Source organism: Winogradskyella marincola (assembly GCF_029624125.1).
Taxonomy (GTDB): domain Bacteria; phylum Bacteroidota; class Bacteroidia; order Flavobacteriales; family Flavobacteriaceae; genus Winogradskyella; species Winogradskyella marincola.
The window spans coordinates 67915-83881 of record NZ_JARSBN010000004.1 but is presented as its reverse complement, the minus strand read 5'-3'; the positions used below and the strand labels follow the sequence as shown (position 1 = coordinate 83881).

The following is a 15967-nucleotide window of genomic DNA, read 5'->3' as shown; positions in this document are numbered from 1 at the left end:
TTGCAAAGGGAGGCAGTCGAAGCCTTGCTTTTTATGAAATGACCATGTTAACTTTAATGTCATCAATCAAAGTGATTATTTTGAATTAGTCTTTAAAATTACTTCGCTGCCGACCTTTCTTATTGCAACAAACTAAGTGTATAATCTAAAAAGAAATTTTATGAAAGTAAAAAATTATGCTTTGGTTCTGTTGTATTTATTTTTTGGATCCCAAATGGTTTTAGCCCAAGAAAAAACAATCACCGGAACCATCACAACAGAATCAGATGGATTGCCTTTGCCAGGCGCTAATGTGATTGTAAAAAACACCTCTAGAGGAGTACAATCAGATTTTGATGGTAAGTTTTCAATCCAAGGAACAAAAGGCGACATATTGGTTGTCTCTTATGTAGGGATGGAGTCTGCAGAAATCCTTATTGGAGATGCTAGTGTCTATAACGTTGCCTTAAAAGATGGGAGTGCCTTAGACGAAGTCGTTGTTGTGGCATACGGAACGCAGAAAAGAGAAGCCATTGTAGGCTCTGTTGCTGTGGTAAAATCCGATGTTATCGAAAATCAACAGGTTACCTCTCCGCTTAGAGCATTACAAGGTACTGTAGCAGGTATTAATTTAATCACAGCAGGTGGTCAGCCTGGTAACAATCCAAATTTTGTTATTAGAGGTTTTGGAAGTTTTAATGGTGCTAACAGCCCTCTTATTGTTATAGATGGAGCACCTTTTACAGGTAACCTTAATACTATAAGTCAAGATCAGATAGAATCTATTTCTGTGTTAAAAGATGCATCTTCAGCATCACTTTATGGATCTAGGGCAGCAAATGGTGTTGTGTTAATTACTACAAAAAGAGGTCAACGAAATACAAAAACCAGTGTAAGAGTTAGAACTCAATATGGTGTTTCTAATCCTGCGGTTGGTATACACGATGTTGTAGGTTCAGAAGATTATTTAAAGCTAATGTGGCAAGCACTTAGAAATGATAATTTGTATAACCAAGGACAATCTCCAGCAGATGCGGCAAGTAATGCTACAAATGCTTTAATACCTACATTAGGATATAATCCTTATAATGTTTCTAATCCAATAGGAACAGATGGTAATTTGGTGCAAGGTGCCAATTTATTATGGGAAACCGATTGGCAAGATGCGGTTTTAAGAGAAAATGTACCAAGAGTAAACCATAATATTAATATTTCGGGAGGTACTGAGAGTACTAATTATTTCTTTTCAGTAGATTATTTAAGTGAAGATGGTCCTGTAATTAAGTCAGATTTTGAAAGGATTGCAACAAGAGTTGGTTTAGATACTCAGTTAAACGACTGGTTAAAACTTGGTATCACTAGCGGATATTCTAGATCGTATTCTAATAATCCAGATCAAACATCTGGTAGTACTACACAAGCCATTTCGTGGATTTATAATGTAAATGGTATTTATCCAATTTACGTAAGAGATGCAGCAGGTAATCTTATTTTAGATGATAATGGTAATAGTATATATGATCTTGGTAATGGTAATGGAAGACCAGTTGGGCAACCTGTTAACTTTAATAGGCCAACAAATCAAGGTGAAAATATTTTAGCATCCATTTTATTAGGAACAGAACAACGCATTAGAACTAACTATTTAGGTTCTGCATATGCAGAAGTAAGCTTTCTCAAAAACTTTACGTTTAGATCTACTTTAAATTATGAAAACTTTGTTTTTGATAGTCATAGTTTTGATGATGATGAAATTGGTGCAGCCTCAACAGTAGGCGGTAGAGTAAGTAAGGCCAGAAATGTAACAACAGGTTTAAATGCCATTCAAGCGCTTAACTATAAGACCACAATAGCAGATTTACATAACATCTCTGTAGATGCTATTTACGAAGCAAATACAACAACTTCAGATACGTTTAGTGCGTCTGCAACTGGGTTTTTACCAGGTCAGGAAGAAATAGGAAACGGTACAATTGCAGAATCTTTTGGAGGGTTTAGAACAGAGAGAAGAATTGTGAGTATGTTAGGTCGTGTGGCTTACAATTATGATAACAGATATTTTGTAGAAGGTTCTGTAAGACAGGATAAATCTTCTCAGTTTAATACAGAATATAATACTGGCGAATTTTTCTCTGTAGGCGCATCATGGAATGTTACAAACGAAGCTTTTATGGAAAATGCAGATTGGTTGAACAATCTTAAGTTAAGAGCATCCTATGGTGAGCTGGGAAATATCAGCATACCAGGTGGGTTTTTTCCAACAAGCTTTTTGTTTGGCGGAGCTAACTTCGGAGGTGTTGTAATTTCTCCGGTAGAAGGTCAGCCATCTAACTTACCTGCAGGTACATTGCCAGATCCTGCACTACAATGGGAAACATCTACTAACCTTAATTTAGGTATGGATTTTACCATCTTTAATGGCGCATTAAGCGGAACGGTAGAATATTTTAAAAGACGAAGCGAAGATTTAATTCAAGATATTACAGCAACACCTTCACCAGGAGTTCCTGTGGTTAGAGCTAATGCTGGTATTATAGAAAACTCTGGTTGGGAGGTAACGCTAAACAGTGATATCTTTAATAAGAAAGATTTTAGTTGGAGTGTAGGAGGAAATTTTTCAGTGTTGAAGAATGAAATCATTCAGATCTCTCCATTTACAGACAGGCAAGTTCAAGGAACAAAATTGTGGGCTCCAGGTAATTCATTATTCGAATTTTATATGAGAGAATGGGCAGGTGTTAATCCTGCAAATGGAGATGCGCTTTGGTATCAAGATATAGTAGATACAGACGGAAATGTTACTGGCAGAACAGTAACCAATGATTACGATCAGGCAACACGATATGAAACAGGTAAGGAATCTTTGCCAGATTTTCAAGGTGGTTTTAATACAAGCATAAGATATAAGCAGTTTGATCTTAGTGCGTTGTTTAACTTTAGTTTAGGCGCTTATTTATTAGATACAGATTACTCTGGTTTAGTAAATAATTTTGATGCCATTGGTGCATCAGCACATCCAGATAATTTTAATGCATGGTCTCAACCAGGTGATATTACAGATTTTCCTAGGTTAACTACAGCTAACAATAACTTCAATTCTCAATCTACAAGATGGTTGTTTAAAAACGATTATCTACGTCTTAAGAGTATTACAGTAGGCTATAACTTACCAGAAGATGCTTTAGAAGATATTGGGCTAACCTCATTACGAGTGTATTTTCAGGGAGATAATCTAATAACATGGCAGTCGCATGGAGGTATAGATCCGGAGCAGGCATTTAGTGGGTTAACGGCAAATCGATCTCCATTGCAAAGAACATTTACGTTTGGGACATTAATTCAATTTTAAAAAATAGTATGATGAAAAATAAAAATAACAAACTTAGAGTATTAATGCCTTTGGTGGTTATGGTCTTGGCTGGTACAATGTTGTCTTGCGAAAAAGATTATATAGAAGAGCCTTCAGATACTACAGGTGTTACAGACGAATTGATTTTTTCGTCGAGAGAAAATGTACAGACCTTTGTTAATGGCATTTTAGCCAATTACAAAGGGCAATATAGAGGTAATCCAGATGAAGGTGGTTTGTATGCTATGTATTTTGCCAGAGCTGTAAAAGGGAATGATATTATTCAAGACGTTAACTGGTACAGGTTTGATTATGGTCATGAAAATAGAGAACCTAACTTTAGACGTACCAATTTTACATGGGATTTTAATTACGAAAATATCAATTTTGCCAATACATTAATTTTTGGTGTTAGCAATAGTGACGGACTAAGTGAAGAAGAAAAACGAGAATTCACAGCAAAAGGAAAGTTTTTTAGAGGCTTTCATTTGTTTGAGCTTGCTTTAGAATTTGCGCCAAACTATAACAACGATAGAAGTCTAGAAAGAATACCAATTTACACAACTCCAACCTCTTTAGAAACTGTAGGCGGTAATCCTCCAGAGCCAATGAGTGAGGTTTATGGGCAAATTATTCAAGATTTAGAAGATGCTGTAGCTGATTTGCCAGATAGCAGATTAGGTAAAAGTTTTATTAACAAAGCTGTAGCTCAGGCTGTTTTGGCAAGAGTATATTCTGTAACTCAAGACGATTGGCAGAGAGTTTCAGATTTGGCAAGAAGTGCTTATGGTGGTAATGCAAACCAAGCAGTACAATCTATAAATTGGGGATCAGGATTTAGCGATATGCAAGATCAAGAATGGTTATGGGCAATGTTTCAAAATGGCTCTGATGAAACCAATTTTTTCTGGGGACATGCAGCACCTATGTTCGATCATTTAACGCTAAGCTATAACGCATCGTATATAGACCCAGAGTTTGCAGCAGAGTTTACTTCAACAGATGTTAGAAACACATTTATTGATATCTATGGAGTATCAGCTACAACACCATGGAGAGAATTTGTGTCTACCAAGTACGCCTTTACATTTGCCTCAGATATACCAATTATAAGAAAATCTGAAATGGTGCTTTTCGATGCTGAAGCTCAATACCACTTGGGTAATATTCCAGAGGCCAGAAATCTGTTGTTTGCACTGCAATCTGCAAGAGATCCTAATGCTACAATAACTACAAATTCTGGTCAGGCATTACTGAATGAAATTCTTTTAGAACGAAAAAAAGAATTTTATGGCGAGTTTGGTCCACAATGGTTTGATGCTAAACGTTACAATTTGCCAATTACCAGAAACGATATCCATAGAATATCTATAGATGTACCAGCAGATAGTAATTTACTGTTTTTAAAAATCCCAGAGGATGAAATGGATTTAAACGACAATTACGCTGGTTTCAATAATATTTAATCAAAACCCAAAAAGATGAAAAAAATAATATACACAACCTTGGTTTTGCTTAGTCTCATTTTTGTTTCGTGTGATAACGACATTGATGCAGATGCAACCAGTGTTTCAGACTATGAATTTATAAGTTTTCAGGATGATATTTTAAATTTTGAATTGAACCAAAGCGGAACGTCAGTTAGAACCATAACGGTTTATAATTCTAGAAAATCATCTTCTGATGTAACTTATAACCTGGAAGTTTTGCCTTTAGAATTTAATGGAGGGCAAGGCACAACAATAAGCTCAGATTATTATAATGTACCGAGTTCAGTTACTATACCAGCTAATGCGTCTTCAGCTCAGTTTGATGTTACAATAACAGATAATGGCTTTGGAAGTGGAGATCGGTTGGTTGTTGGATTTGCTGATGATAATTCGGCCTTAAATCCGCATCCATTGCGTATGGATATTGTTATTGTTTGTCCAATGAACGAGCTTATTTTAGACATAACTTTTGATAATTATGCAGAGGAAACAAGTTGGGAATTATACACAGATATTAGCACTACACCAACTTTAATAGCATCTGGTAATGGTTATGACGATTTAGATGATCAGTCTATACAGCAACGACTTTGTATAGAAAATGGTGATTTTGGTTTCATAATCTATGATGTTTATGGTGATGGTATGTGTTGTAGTTTTGGAGAAGGTAGTTACTCGTTAACCGTAAATGGAGAGGTGATTCGCCAAGGAGGCTCTTTTGGTGCCAGTGAAGTCACAACCTTTTCTCTACCTTAGATAATTATTTTTTGTAGGTTTTTAACAAAACAAAAAAGACCCTTTTTTACAGAAAGGGTCTTTTTTTTATGTTTTAAATTTAGTAATTATGAATCGGATGTTTTAACGTTCTTTTTGTTGTTAAAAATTCCACTGTAGAGTAGCATTATCATACCTGTAGTAACAGAAATATCAGCCACATTGAAGATACCTGTTTTAAAAATTCCTCCTAAATCTATAAAAAAGAAATCAGTGACTTTACCGTATACGATACGGTCAAATACATTAGCTATGCCGCCACCAACAATACAGCAAAAGGCAATTAGACTTAAACGATCTAATTCTTTGGTTTTTATGATGTAGTACGTTACATATATAAGTACTATTGTTGGGAGAATTAAAAGGAAAATAAGGCGAAGTGTAGGGTTCATCTCACTACCCATTCCTAAAAATGCTCCTTTGTTATAGACGTTGGTTAGTATAAATTTATCTCCTACAAGTTCTATAATCTCACCAAGTTTTATATCAGCTCTTACCATAACCTTTGTTGTTTGGTCTATAGCTATATTAAAAACAATAAGAAGAGTAATAAATAGGTTTCTATTCAAAACAGAAAAATATTAAGCGTTAGTTTCAAAAGTGGCAGAAGCAGTTTCTGCTTCTCTATTAATTTTTTTTACTAAACCTTGTAAAACTTTACCAGGACCAACTTCTGTAAAGTGTGAAGCACCATCTGCAATCATTTGTTGTACAGATTGTGTCCAACGAACAGGAGCTGTTAATTGAGAAATTAAATTAGCTTTTATTTCATTTTCATCTGTAACTGCAGAAGCTGTTACATTTTGATATATAGGACAATTAGGTTTGCTAAATGTTGTGTTTTCTATAGCAGCAGCTAATTCTTCACGTGCAGGCTCCATCATAGGAGAGTGAAATGCACCACCAACAGGTAATACTAATGCACGTCTTGCACCTTCTTCTTTTAGCGTTTCGCAGGCTTTGTTTATAGCGTCAACCTCACCAGAAATTACTAACTGACCAGGGCAATTGTAGTTTGCAGCAACAACAACACCTTCTGTGTTTTCGCATACTTTTTCTACAACGTCATCTTCTAATCCTAAAACAGCAGCCATTGTGCTTGGTTGTAGCTCACAGGCTTTTTGCATTGCTTGTGCACGTTGCGATACCAGTTTTAGGCCGTCTTCAAAAGTTAGAGCTCCAGCAGCAACAAGAGCAGAAAACTCGCCAAGTGAGTGGCCAGCAACCATATCTGGTTTAAAGTTGTCTCCTAATGTTTTTGCTAAAATTACTGAGTGTAAAAATATAGCTGGTTGGGTAACCTTTGTTTGTTTTAGGTCTTCAGCAGAACCTTCAAACATAATATCTGTGATAGAAAAACCCAGTATATCGTTAGCTTTTTCAAAAAGTTCTTGTGCTAAAGGGGAATTTTCATAAAGGTCTAAACCCATTCCTGAAAACTGAGCACCTTGACCTGGAAATACGTATGCATTCATGTAACTAATTTTTAGTGCTGCAAAAATAGGAATATTTATCTTCTCTTATAAGTAATAAACGAAAATGCATAGTTATGGTCTTCATCAGCTTCATGAGTAGTTCTAGAAACCTCTTTCCAAATGTTTGTGTCAACGTTAGGGAAAAAGGTGTCAGCACCATCAAAAGAAGCGTGTACTCGTGTTAGTTCTAGTTTGTCTGCAAGATTGATAGATTGTTTGTAGATTTCGCCTCCACCAATAATAAAAGGTTGCTTATCTTTTCTTGCAGCATCTAGTGCATCTTCAAGATTATTAACTACAATAACTCCTTCTGGTACTTTATAGTTGCTTTGCCTTGTAATAACAATGTGTGTACGGTTTGGTAAAGGTTTTGGAAAACTTTCAAAAGTCTTGCGTCCCATAATGATATGATGACCAGAGGTTAGTTTTTTGAAACGTTTTAAATCGTTGCTCAAATGCCAGATAAGGTCATTGTCCTTTCCGATAGCATTGTCTTCTCCAGCTGCTACGATTATGGTTAATTCATTGGAGTTTTTTTTTTCGTCAGAAGTATCTGTTTTGGCTTCGTTATAAGCTTGTGATTGTGCTATTTTCTTTTCCTCTTTAAGGAATCCTTCTTTTAACTTTTCTATGCGTTTTTGTTGTTGGTTAACAAGTTTGTCTAACTGTTGCTTTTCCCAATCCTTGCCCATAAACTTATTGGTGATAAACACATTTATAAAATGGTAAACAAATAGAAATAGCCAAATAAGGATGGCATATACAAACCAATTAATGCCTGCAATAGTAAAATTTTCACCAATACCAATAACAGTATTTGCAAGAATTAAGAAAACAGCACCAATAAGAAAAACAACAAAATGAATGTATAAACGTTTCTTTTGCCTGATACGTTTTTGAGCATTCTCAATAAGCTCTAATTGGTCTTTATCTATTGTAGAAACTTGCTTTTTCTTTCCAAACATAGTTGTAAAATTATCTGATAAAGATACTTCTTTTTCAGCAAAGCAATATGGCTAATAGGTTTGAATTTATTCATGATAATTTCGAAAACGATGTCGTTGATTTTCAGTTTGTAAGGTCTTGTTTTGTGTTTTTGATTTCATAAATTTCATATTGAAAAAATAAATAGTTTACGAAAAAGTAAAGGCTATTTTATTAAAATGATAATTCTTTCATTTAAAGTAAGTTAAACTGTATTTTCTGCTTTTTTCTTTTATACTTTTGATACTGTATTCAAAACTATTATTATGGCAATTAAAAAACAGTATTTAAAGAGTAAGCCAGTATGTAAGGTAACATTTTCTGTTCCTGCAGAGGAGGCACAAAGTGTAGCAGTTGTTGGAAGCTTTAACGAGTGGAATACTGAAGCTACAGAATTAAAAAAACTAAAGAATGGTACATTTAAAGGTACACTAGATTTAGAGAGTGATAGCTCTTATGAATTTAGATACGTTGTTGACGGTAACTATGTTAATGATGAGCAAGCAGATGCGTATGCGTGGAATGATTTTGCTGGTGCTGAAAATGGTGTGTTAAACTTATAATAACCCTTATTTAAGACAGTAAAAGGCGTTTCTTTAATGAGAAACGCCTTTTTTATGTTTATAATTAATCACTTACTGCAAAGACTATTGGTATGGAGAAAGGAACTATAACGGGTTTGCCACGTTGATATCCTGGTTTTTTTAGTCGAGGTATTTTTTTTATAACTCTTATAGCCTCTTTTTCAATTTCAGGATGAGGTCCTCTTGCAACGATATCTTTAACGCGTCCTTTTTTATCTATTTTAAACATAACATAGATGCGTTGTATGCCTGGTTTTAAGTTGTGTTTGATTGCAAGATTGGTTCTAAAATTTTCTGAAATTAATTGCACTACCTTGTCATTCATACAGTTTTTTAAATCCTCATTACTCATACTTTCATCGCAACCTTTGTAAACAGGTACTTTTTCAATAATTTCATAAGGCACTTCGCTTGGTGTGTAACCAAATATTGGCACGATTGTGTCTTTTGCTTTGTTGAGGTAAAACCCAAACAGTTTTCTGGTGCTAAGAGCAACACCATTATTTTTCTTATCTAAAACAGGTTTAACTGTAGGAATGCTATCCAATAAATATTCTAGTCCTTCAATTCTGTTGCTCGCAGGATTAGAAATTCTTGAGTGTCGCTTAACAACTTTCCCATTTTCATCATACAGAATGCTGGCGCTAACCGTTATGGTATCTTTTTTTGCTTCAAAGAAAATTGAATCTTTTAAGGCTTTTCTGTTAATGTGTTTAGCCAAAAACTCATGAAAAGAAATCTCATAACAACGTTCTAAATCTTTCGAGTCTTCACAGCCTTCGTAAGCAATAAAAGAGCGTTTGTAAAAATCTTGTTTGGCTTCTTGAGCATTAGATAAAGTTGTGACAAAAAATAGAAAAATAAATAGATTGAAAATTTTCATAAATCAAAATTTATACAGCAACAATACCTTTAATATGTGGGTGAGGATTATAATCTTCAAGTGTGAAATCTTCGAACTTAAAGTCGAAAATGTCTTTTACATCTGGATTGATAATCATTTTTGGTAATGGTCTAATATCTCTTGATAGTTGTAATTCTAATTGTTCGAGATGATTGTTGTATATGTGAGCATCACCAAATGTGTGTATAAATTCTCCTGGCTGGTAGCCGCAAACTTGCGCCATCATCATTGTAAATAGCGCATAAGATGCAATGTTAAAAGGTACGCCAAGAAAAATGTCTGCACTACGTTGATAGAGTTGACAAGATAATTTGCCATTAGCTACATAAAACTGAAAAAAAGCATGGCAAGGAGGTAAAGCAGCTTTACCGTTGGCTACATTTTCAGAAAAGGATTTAGATGTATCTGGTAAAACAGAAGGGTTCCATGCAGATACTAACATTCTTCTGCTGTTTGGATTGTTCTTAAGAGTTTCTATGACTTCTTTAATTTGGTCTATCTCTTCACTCGCCCAATTGCGCCATTGGTGTCCATAAACAGGACCTAAATCACCGTTTTCATCTGCCCATTCGTTCCAGATTCTTACACCATTTTCGGTTAAGTAGTTAATATTTGTATCGCCTTTAAGAAACCAAAGTAACTCGTATATAATAGACTTAAGGTGTAGTTTTTTTGTAGTTACCATTGGAAACCCTTCGCTTAAGTCAAAACGCATCTGGTAACCAAACACACTTTTAGTGCCAGTACCTGTTCTATCTCCTTTTTCGTTTCCGTTTTCTAATACGTGCTTTACTAAATCGTGATATTGTTTCATAAGTCCATCTTCCGTCTTCCCAAAGGGAAGAAACTTTCATTTGTAGTTAAAATAATTGAAGGCTAATGTAATTAAAATGAAAATTATAGACTTTGAATATCTATAAGCAGATATTAAAAGTTATTAACGAGTTTTAAGTGCTTGATGTTTTCCTCTTTGGGGAATTAAAGGGCTTTTACCCAATTATCATACCGGCAATTGTAGCTGATATTAATGAAGCAATTGTACCACCAATTAAGGCTTTCATACCAAATTTAGATAATTGTTTACGTTGTCCTGGAGCTAAAGATCCAATACCACCAATTTGAATACCTATAGAAGCAAAATTTGCAAATCCACACAGCATATAAGTTGCCATAATTACAGATTTGTTATAGTTTAAATGTGTGGCATTAGCAATATCTTTTAAGTCGGCAAGCTGAATGTAGCCTACAAATTCACTAGCTGCTAATTTGATGCCTAAAAGCTGACCCATCATCATCATGTCTTCTTTTGCAACACCAATAAGCCACATCAAAGGTGCGAAAATTGTACCTAGAATAGCTTCGAGAGAAAAGCTTTGGTATGGTGTGTTGTCTGCCATCCAATTATTTAGTGTAGTAATTTCGCCAGCCCAACCAAGAATACCATTAATCATAGCTATAAAAGCAACAAATACTAATAGCATAGCACCAACATTTACTGCTAGTCTAAGTCCTTCGGTAGTTCCATTTGCAATAGCATCTAGTATGTTAGCTCCTATTTTTTCTTGAGATACTTTTACATCAGTGTTGATATTCTCTGTTTGTGGAAACAATATTTTAGAAATTACAATTGCGCCAGGCGCTGCCATTACAGACGCAGCTAATAGATGTTTGGCATATTCTAGCCTTAGCTCTGGGTCATCACCTCCTAAAAAGCCAATATAGGCAGCGAGTACTGCTCCGGCAACAGTTGCCATACCACCAATCATAACCAGTAGTATTTCGGACTTATTCATTTTTTCTAAATAAGCCTTAATCAAAAGTGGTGCTTCTGTTTGTCCTAAGAAAATATTCCCGGCAACACTTAGACTTTCAGCACCAGATATTTTAAGAAGCTTAGTTAATAACCAGCCAAAAGCTTTTACTACCTTTTGGATTACACCAAGATAGAATAAAACCGAAGTTAAAGCCGAAAAGAATAATATTGTTGGAAGTACTTGGAATGCGAAAATAAACCCAAAGGTATCCATGTCTACAACCAAACCGTCAAATAAAAACTCGCTTCCTGCTCTTGTAAAATCTAGTACGCTTACAAATAAACTACCAACCCATTCAAAAGATGTTTTTACAAATCCTACTTTAAGAACTCCTATTGCAATAAGTAATTGAAATGCTAATCCGATTCCTACGGTTTTCCAGTTTATAGCTTTACGATTACTGCTAAATAAAAATGCAATGACTATTAGAGTAAACATACCTAAAACACCTCGCCATAAACTACTAAAAGAAAAACCTTGGCTTGGTTTTATTACGTCTTCTGTGTTTTGGTCTGTTGCTGTAGATGCTATGGTTTCATTCTCGTTTTCAACCGACTCTAAACTGTAAGTTGTTGATTTTTCAGTAAATACTAAAGTTGAATCAGTAAACTCACGAATTTTATATTTTCTGATAGTATCTTTTGGAGTGTTATAATAAAATACTAAAAGATTGTTTTGAAATATGTAATGGCCAGACGCTTTAAGGCTGTCTATATTATGCAGTTTGTAACTAAAATCACCATCACTAAAAGTTAAAACATCAGAATTAGAAATGGGCAGAAATTCATTAGTTTCTGAGTTTTCTATGTTGGTAAAATGCCATGTTTTTTCTAGCTCTTGTGCTGTAATTGATGAAATACCTATACAAATAGCAATAAGGGCCTTGAAAAAATGATTCATAAAAAGAGGTGTTAGTTAACGCTTAGAAATTTCGTCTCTTATTTTTGCTGCCTTTTCATAGTCTTCGTTACTAACGGCTTCTTCTAAAAGGCTATTTAATTCTTCTATAGATTTGCCTTTATAACCTTCTTGATCGGCAACTGCGTTTTCAATTTCTTCAGCAATAAGATCATCTACAAGTATACTATCTTGTTCTTCGTCCTCTTTTTTAGGATTTACTTTAAGGTATATACCTGCTTTATCTAAGATGTTTTTGTAAGTAAAAATTGGAGCCTGAAAACGTAATGCTAAAGCAATAGCATCACTTGTTCTGGCATCTATGATTTCTTCAATTTTGTCGCGCTCACAAATAAGACTAGAGTAGAAGACACCATCAACTAACTTGTGAATGATGACTTGTTTAACAACAATATCAAACCTGTCGGCAAAATTTTTGAATAAATCGTGAGTTAAGGGTCTTGGAGGACGAATCTCTTTTTCTAATGCAATAGCAATAGATTGCGCTTCAAAAGCACCAATAACAATAGGAAGTTTTCTGTCTCCATCAACTTCATTAAGTATTAAGGCATACGCGCCATTTTGTGTTTGGCTGTAGGAAATACCTTTTATATTTAAACGAACTAAACTCATGAATTTTAAAACACAAAGAACTGTTTAAATTTGGACTTTACCAACTGCAAAATGCAGAATTGGATATTTTTCTCAATAGTTTCGATAAAACGTAAAACTATTAAAAGAATCTAAATTTAAACAGTCCTTTAATATTACAAGGTAATAAAATTATGCGTTTTGAGCTTTAAAAGCTTTTAGTTTTTCTATTAACGCAGGTACAACTTCAAAAGCATCTCCAACAACTCCATAATCTGCTGCTTTAAAGAAAGGCGCTTCAGGATCTGTGTTAATAACAACTTTTACTTTAGAAGCATTAATACCTGCCAAGTGCTGAATAGCACCAGAGATACCAACAGCGATGTATAGGTTAGAAGCTACAGGTTTTCCTGTTTGCCCAACGTGCTCGCTATGAGGTCTCCAACCAAGATCAGATACTGGCTTAGAGCACGCTGTAGCTGCGCCTAATACATCTGCTAACTCTTCTATCATTCCCCAATTTTCTGGACCTTTTAATCCTCTACCTCCAGATACTACTATTTCTGCATCTGCAATGCTTACTTTGTCTGTTGCTTTGTCTACAGACTCTACACTAACACCAGAGTCTGGTATTGAAGGTGAAAAATCTTCAACAGAAGCACTACCACCAGCCTCAACAATTCCGAAAGAATTGTTAGATAAACCAACGATTTTTACATCTGTATTTATTTCTGTATTAGCAAATGCTTTGTTTGTAAAAGCAGTTCTTTTTACTGTAAAAGGAGACGTGCTAGATGGAGCTTCTACAACATTAGAAACATATCCTGCGTCTAAACCTACAGCTAATAATGGTGCTAAATATTTGCTGTCTGCGCTAGAGCTTAAAACAACAACTTTTGCACCTTCATTTTTAGCAGCTTGCTCTATAACAGCTGCATGCTTTTTTGCGTTAAATTTATCTAAACTACCATCTTTTACAGATAATACTTTAGAGGCACCATAAGCACCTAAACTATCATTTTCATCTGCATTAATAGCAACTGCAGTTACTGTTGTACCCATTTGGTCTGCAACAGCTTTTGCATAAGAAACGACTTCTAAAGCTGCTTTCTTAAATTTTCCGTTTTCTGATTCTGTATATACTAAAACTGACATATCTTTTTCTTTTAAATGACTTTAGCTTCGTTGTGAAGTAAATTTACTAACTCATCAATATTATCTGCGTTTACTAATTTAACTGCTCCTTTAGGTGCAGGTTTTTCAAAACTAGCAGTTGTAGTTTCAGAATTAGTATCAACAGGTTCAACAACATTTAGAGGTTTTTTACGAGCCATCATAATACCTCTCATGTTTGGGATACGAAGATCACTTTCTTCAACAATACCTTTTTGTCCTGCAACAACCAAAGGTAATGCTGTACTTACAGTTTCTTTACCACCATCAATTTCTCTCACTGCTTTTGCATTAGTACCATCAACTTCTAGTCCAATACAGTTGGCAACAAAATTGGCATCTGTCATTGCAGCAAGCATACCAGGAACCATTCCACCATTATAATCAATAGATTCTCTTCCTGCTATAACTAAATCGTAACCACCATCTTTAGCAACTTTAGCTAATTGTTTTGCAACTGCAAAGCCATCGGTAGCTTCTGTGTTTACTCTAATAGCAGTGTCTGCGCCTATTGCTAATGCTTTTCTTAATGTTGGCTCAGTTTCTGGGCCACCTACATTAACAACATCTACGCTAGCACCTTGCTTTTCTTTAAACCACATTGCTCTTGTTAAACCAAACTCGTCATTAGGATTAATTACAAACTGTACACCGTTAGTGTCAAACTTTGTGTCTCCATCTGTAAAGTTAATTTTGGAAGTCGTATCAGGTACGTGGCTGATACATACTAAAATCTTCATACTTATATATTATTTAAGTTTACATTAAATTGTGTGAAATTCTACTAAAACGATTTCGTTAACTATTTGTAAAACTTCAAAAAATTACGGTTACGAAGGTAAATATTTTATTTCGAATATTTACTATGCGTGCATAATAAATTTTAAAGAAATTTGATTTACTTTATTTTTCATTTATTGCTATTTTTGTTCTTCGTTTAAAAAGAAAATAATGAAGACAATTCAATTTAGAGAAGCCATCGCTGAAGCCATGAGCGAAGAAATGCGTAGAGATGAAAGCATTTATCTTATGGGTGAGGAAGTTGCAGAATATAATGGTGCGTACAAGGCATCAAAAGGTATGTTAGATGAATTTGGACCAAAGCGTGTTATTGATACACCTATCGCAGAACTTGGTTTTGCTGGTGTTGCAGTAGGTTCTACAATGACAGGTAATCGTCCTATTGTAGAGTATATGACGTTTAACTTCTCGTTAGTTGGTATTGATCAAATTATCAATAACGCAGCCAAAATAAGACAAATGTCTGGTGGGCAATTTAAGTGTCCTATCGTATTTAGAGGGCCAACAGCATCTGCAGGTCAGTTAGCAGCAACACACTCTCAGGCTTTTGAAAATTGGTTTGCTAATACACCAGGACTTAAGGTAGTAGTGCCATCTAATCCTTATGATGCAAAAGGTTTACTTAAATCCGCTATTAGAGATGATGATCCGGTTATTTTTATGGAAAGTGAGCAGATGTATGGAGATAAAGGTGAAGTGCCAGAAGGAGAATACACTATTCCTTTAGGTGTTGCAGATATCAAAAGAGAAGGTACAGATGTTACAATAGTATCTTTTGGAAAAATTATAAAAGAAGTATACAAAGCTGCAGACGAATTAGCGAAAGAAGGTATTTCTTGTGAAATTATAGATTTAAGAACTGTACGTCCTATGGATAGAAAAACAGTTGTAGCATCTGTAAAGAAAACAAATAGACTAGTTGTAGTAGAAGAAGCTTGGCCTTTTGGTAACGTTGCAACAGAGATCACATACTTAGTACAGTCTGAGGCATTTGATTATTTAGATGCACCAGTTGTAAAAATTAATACAGCAGATACACCTGCACCATATTCACCAGTACTTTTAGAAGAATGGTTGCCTAATAGCAATGATGTTATAAAAGCGGTGAAAAAAGTGATGTATAAGTAAATAAATCGCACTTTTTTGCGTTAA

At 34.8% G+C, this 15967-nt stretch carries 14 protein-coding genes; 5 read left to right on the top strand and 9 right to left on the bottom strand.

The window, feature by feature from the left end; genetic code table 11:
* The first annotated feature begins 160 nt into the window (after nucleotides 1-160).
* The 3 genes from P7122_RS08225 to P7122_RS08215 are packed head-to-tail and all read left to right on the top strand — an operon-like array spanning nucleotide 161 to nucleotide 5574.
* Nucleotides 161-3328: a SusC/RagA family TonB-linked outer membrane protein gene (locus P7122_RS08225; protein WP_278005311.1), complete on the top strand. Its 3168-nt coding sequence runs from the start codon at nucleotides 161-163 to the stop codon at nucleotides 3326-3328.
* Between the two features lie 8 nt (nucleotides 3329-3336).
* On the top strand, nucleotides 3337-4794 hold the full coding sequence (locus P7122_RS08220; RefSeq protein ID WP_278005310.1) for a RagB/SusD family nutrient uptake outer membrane protein: 1458 nt from the start codon (nucleotides 3337-3339) through the stop codon (nucleotides 4792-4794).
* Between the two features lie 15 nt (nucleotides 4795-4809).
* Nucleotides 4810-5574: a DUF1735 domain-containing protein gene (locus P7122_RS08215; protein WP_278005309.1), complete on the top strand. Its 765-nt coding sequence runs from the start codon at nucleotides 4810-4812 to the stop codon at nucleotides 5572-5574.
* An 86-nt stretch (nucleotides 5575-5660) separates the two neighbouring features.
* Here the strand turns inward: P7122_RS08215 and lspA are convergent, their stop codons facing one another.
* Genes lspA through P7122_RS08200 form a run of 3 tightly spaced genes read right to left on the bottom strand, consistent with a single transcriptional unit; the run spans nucleotide 5661 to nucleotide 8032 of the window.
* The gene (gene lspA, locus P7122_RS08210; protein WP_278005308.1) at nucleotides 5661-6161 is read right to left on the bottom strand and encodes a signal peptidase II; all 501 of its coding nucleotides are present in this window, start codon (nucleotides 6159-6161) and stop codon (nucleotides 5661-5663) included.
* A 12-nt stretch (nucleotides 6162-6173) separates the two neighbouring features.
* Nucleotides 6174-7067 (bottom strand): ACP S-malonyltransferase, encoded by an 894-nt coding sequence (fabD, locus tag P7122_RS08205; protein WP_278005307.1) that lies wholly within the window; start codon nucleotides 7065-7067, stop codon nucleotides 6174-6176.
* Nucleotides 7068-7102: 35 nt separating this feature from the next.
* Nucleotides 7103-8032 (bottom strand): dihydrofolate reductase, encoded by a 930-nt coding sequence (locus P7122_RS08200; protein WP_278005306.1) that lies wholly within the window; start codon nucleotides 8030-8032, stop codon nucleotides 7103-7105.
* A gap of 285 nt (nucleotides 8033-8317) precedes the next feature.
* Here P7122_RS08200 and P7122_RS08195 point away from each other — a divergent pair, with 285 nt between their 5' ends.
* A complete protein-coding gene (locus tag P7122_RS08195; protein WP_278005305.1) occupies nucleotides 8318-8614 on the top strand; it encodes an isoamylase early set domain-containing protein in 297 nt (98 codons plus the stop codon).
* Nucleotides 8615-8678: 64 nt separating this feature from the next.
* Here P7122_RS08195 and P7122_RS08190 read toward each other — a convergent pair whose 3' ends face one another.
* The 6 genes from P7122_RS08190 to P7122_RS08165 all read right to left on the bottom strand — a co-directional run bounded on the left by P7122_RS08190 (nucleotide 8679) and on the right by P7122_RS08165 (nucleotide 14754).
* Nucleotides 8679-9518 (bottom strand): energy transducer TonB, encoded by an 840-nt coding sequence (locus P7122_RS08190; protein WP_278005304.1) that lies wholly within the window; start codon nucleotides 9516-9518, stop codon nucleotides 8679-8681.
* Nucleotides 9519-9528: 10 nt separating this feature from the next.
* Nucleotides 9529-10353: a thymidylate synthase gene (locus P7122_RS08185; protein WP_278005303.1), complete on the bottom strand. Its 825-nt coding sequence runs from the start codon at nucleotides 10351-10353 to the stop codon at nucleotides 9529-9531.
* Between the two features lie 175 nt (nucleotides 10354-10528).
* Nucleotides 10529-12253, bottom strand: coding sequence for a nucleoside transporter C-terminal domain-containing protein (locus P7122_RS08180; RefSeq protein WP_278005302.1), 1725 nt, complete (start codon nucleotides 12251-12253; stop codon nucleotides 10529-10531).
* Between the two features lie 15 nt (nucleotides 12254-12268).
* Nucleotides 12269-12883 (bottom strand): bifunctional nuclease family protein, encoded by a 615-nt coding sequence (locus tag P7122_RS08175; protein ID WP_278005301.1) that lies wholly within the window; start codon nucleotides 12881-12883, stop codon nucleotides 12269-12271.
* 150 nt (nucleotides 12884-13033) lie between these two features.
* Entirely contained in the window at nucleotides 13034-13996 is a 963-nt protein-coding gene (locus tag P7122_RS08170) for an electron transfer flavoprotein subunit alpha/FixB family protein (protein WP_278005300.1), read from the bottom strand.
* Between the two features lie 11 nt (nucleotides 13997-14007).
* Entirely contained in the window at nucleotides 14008-14754 is a 747-nt protein-coding gene (locus P7122_RS08165; RefSeq protein WP_278005299.1) for an electron transfer flavoprotein subunit beta/FixA family protein, read from the bottom strand.
* Nucleotides 14755-14965: 211 nt separating this feature from the next.
* Between P7122_RS08165 and P7122_RS08160 the strand changes: the two genes are divergently transcribed.
* Entirely contained in the window at nucleotides 14966-15943 is a 978-nt protein-coding gene (locus tag P7122_RS08160) for a pyruvate dehydrogenase complex E1 component subunit beta (RefSeq protein ID WP_278005298.1), read from the top strand.
* The last annotated feature ends 24 nt before the right edge of the window (nucleotides 15944-15967 follow it).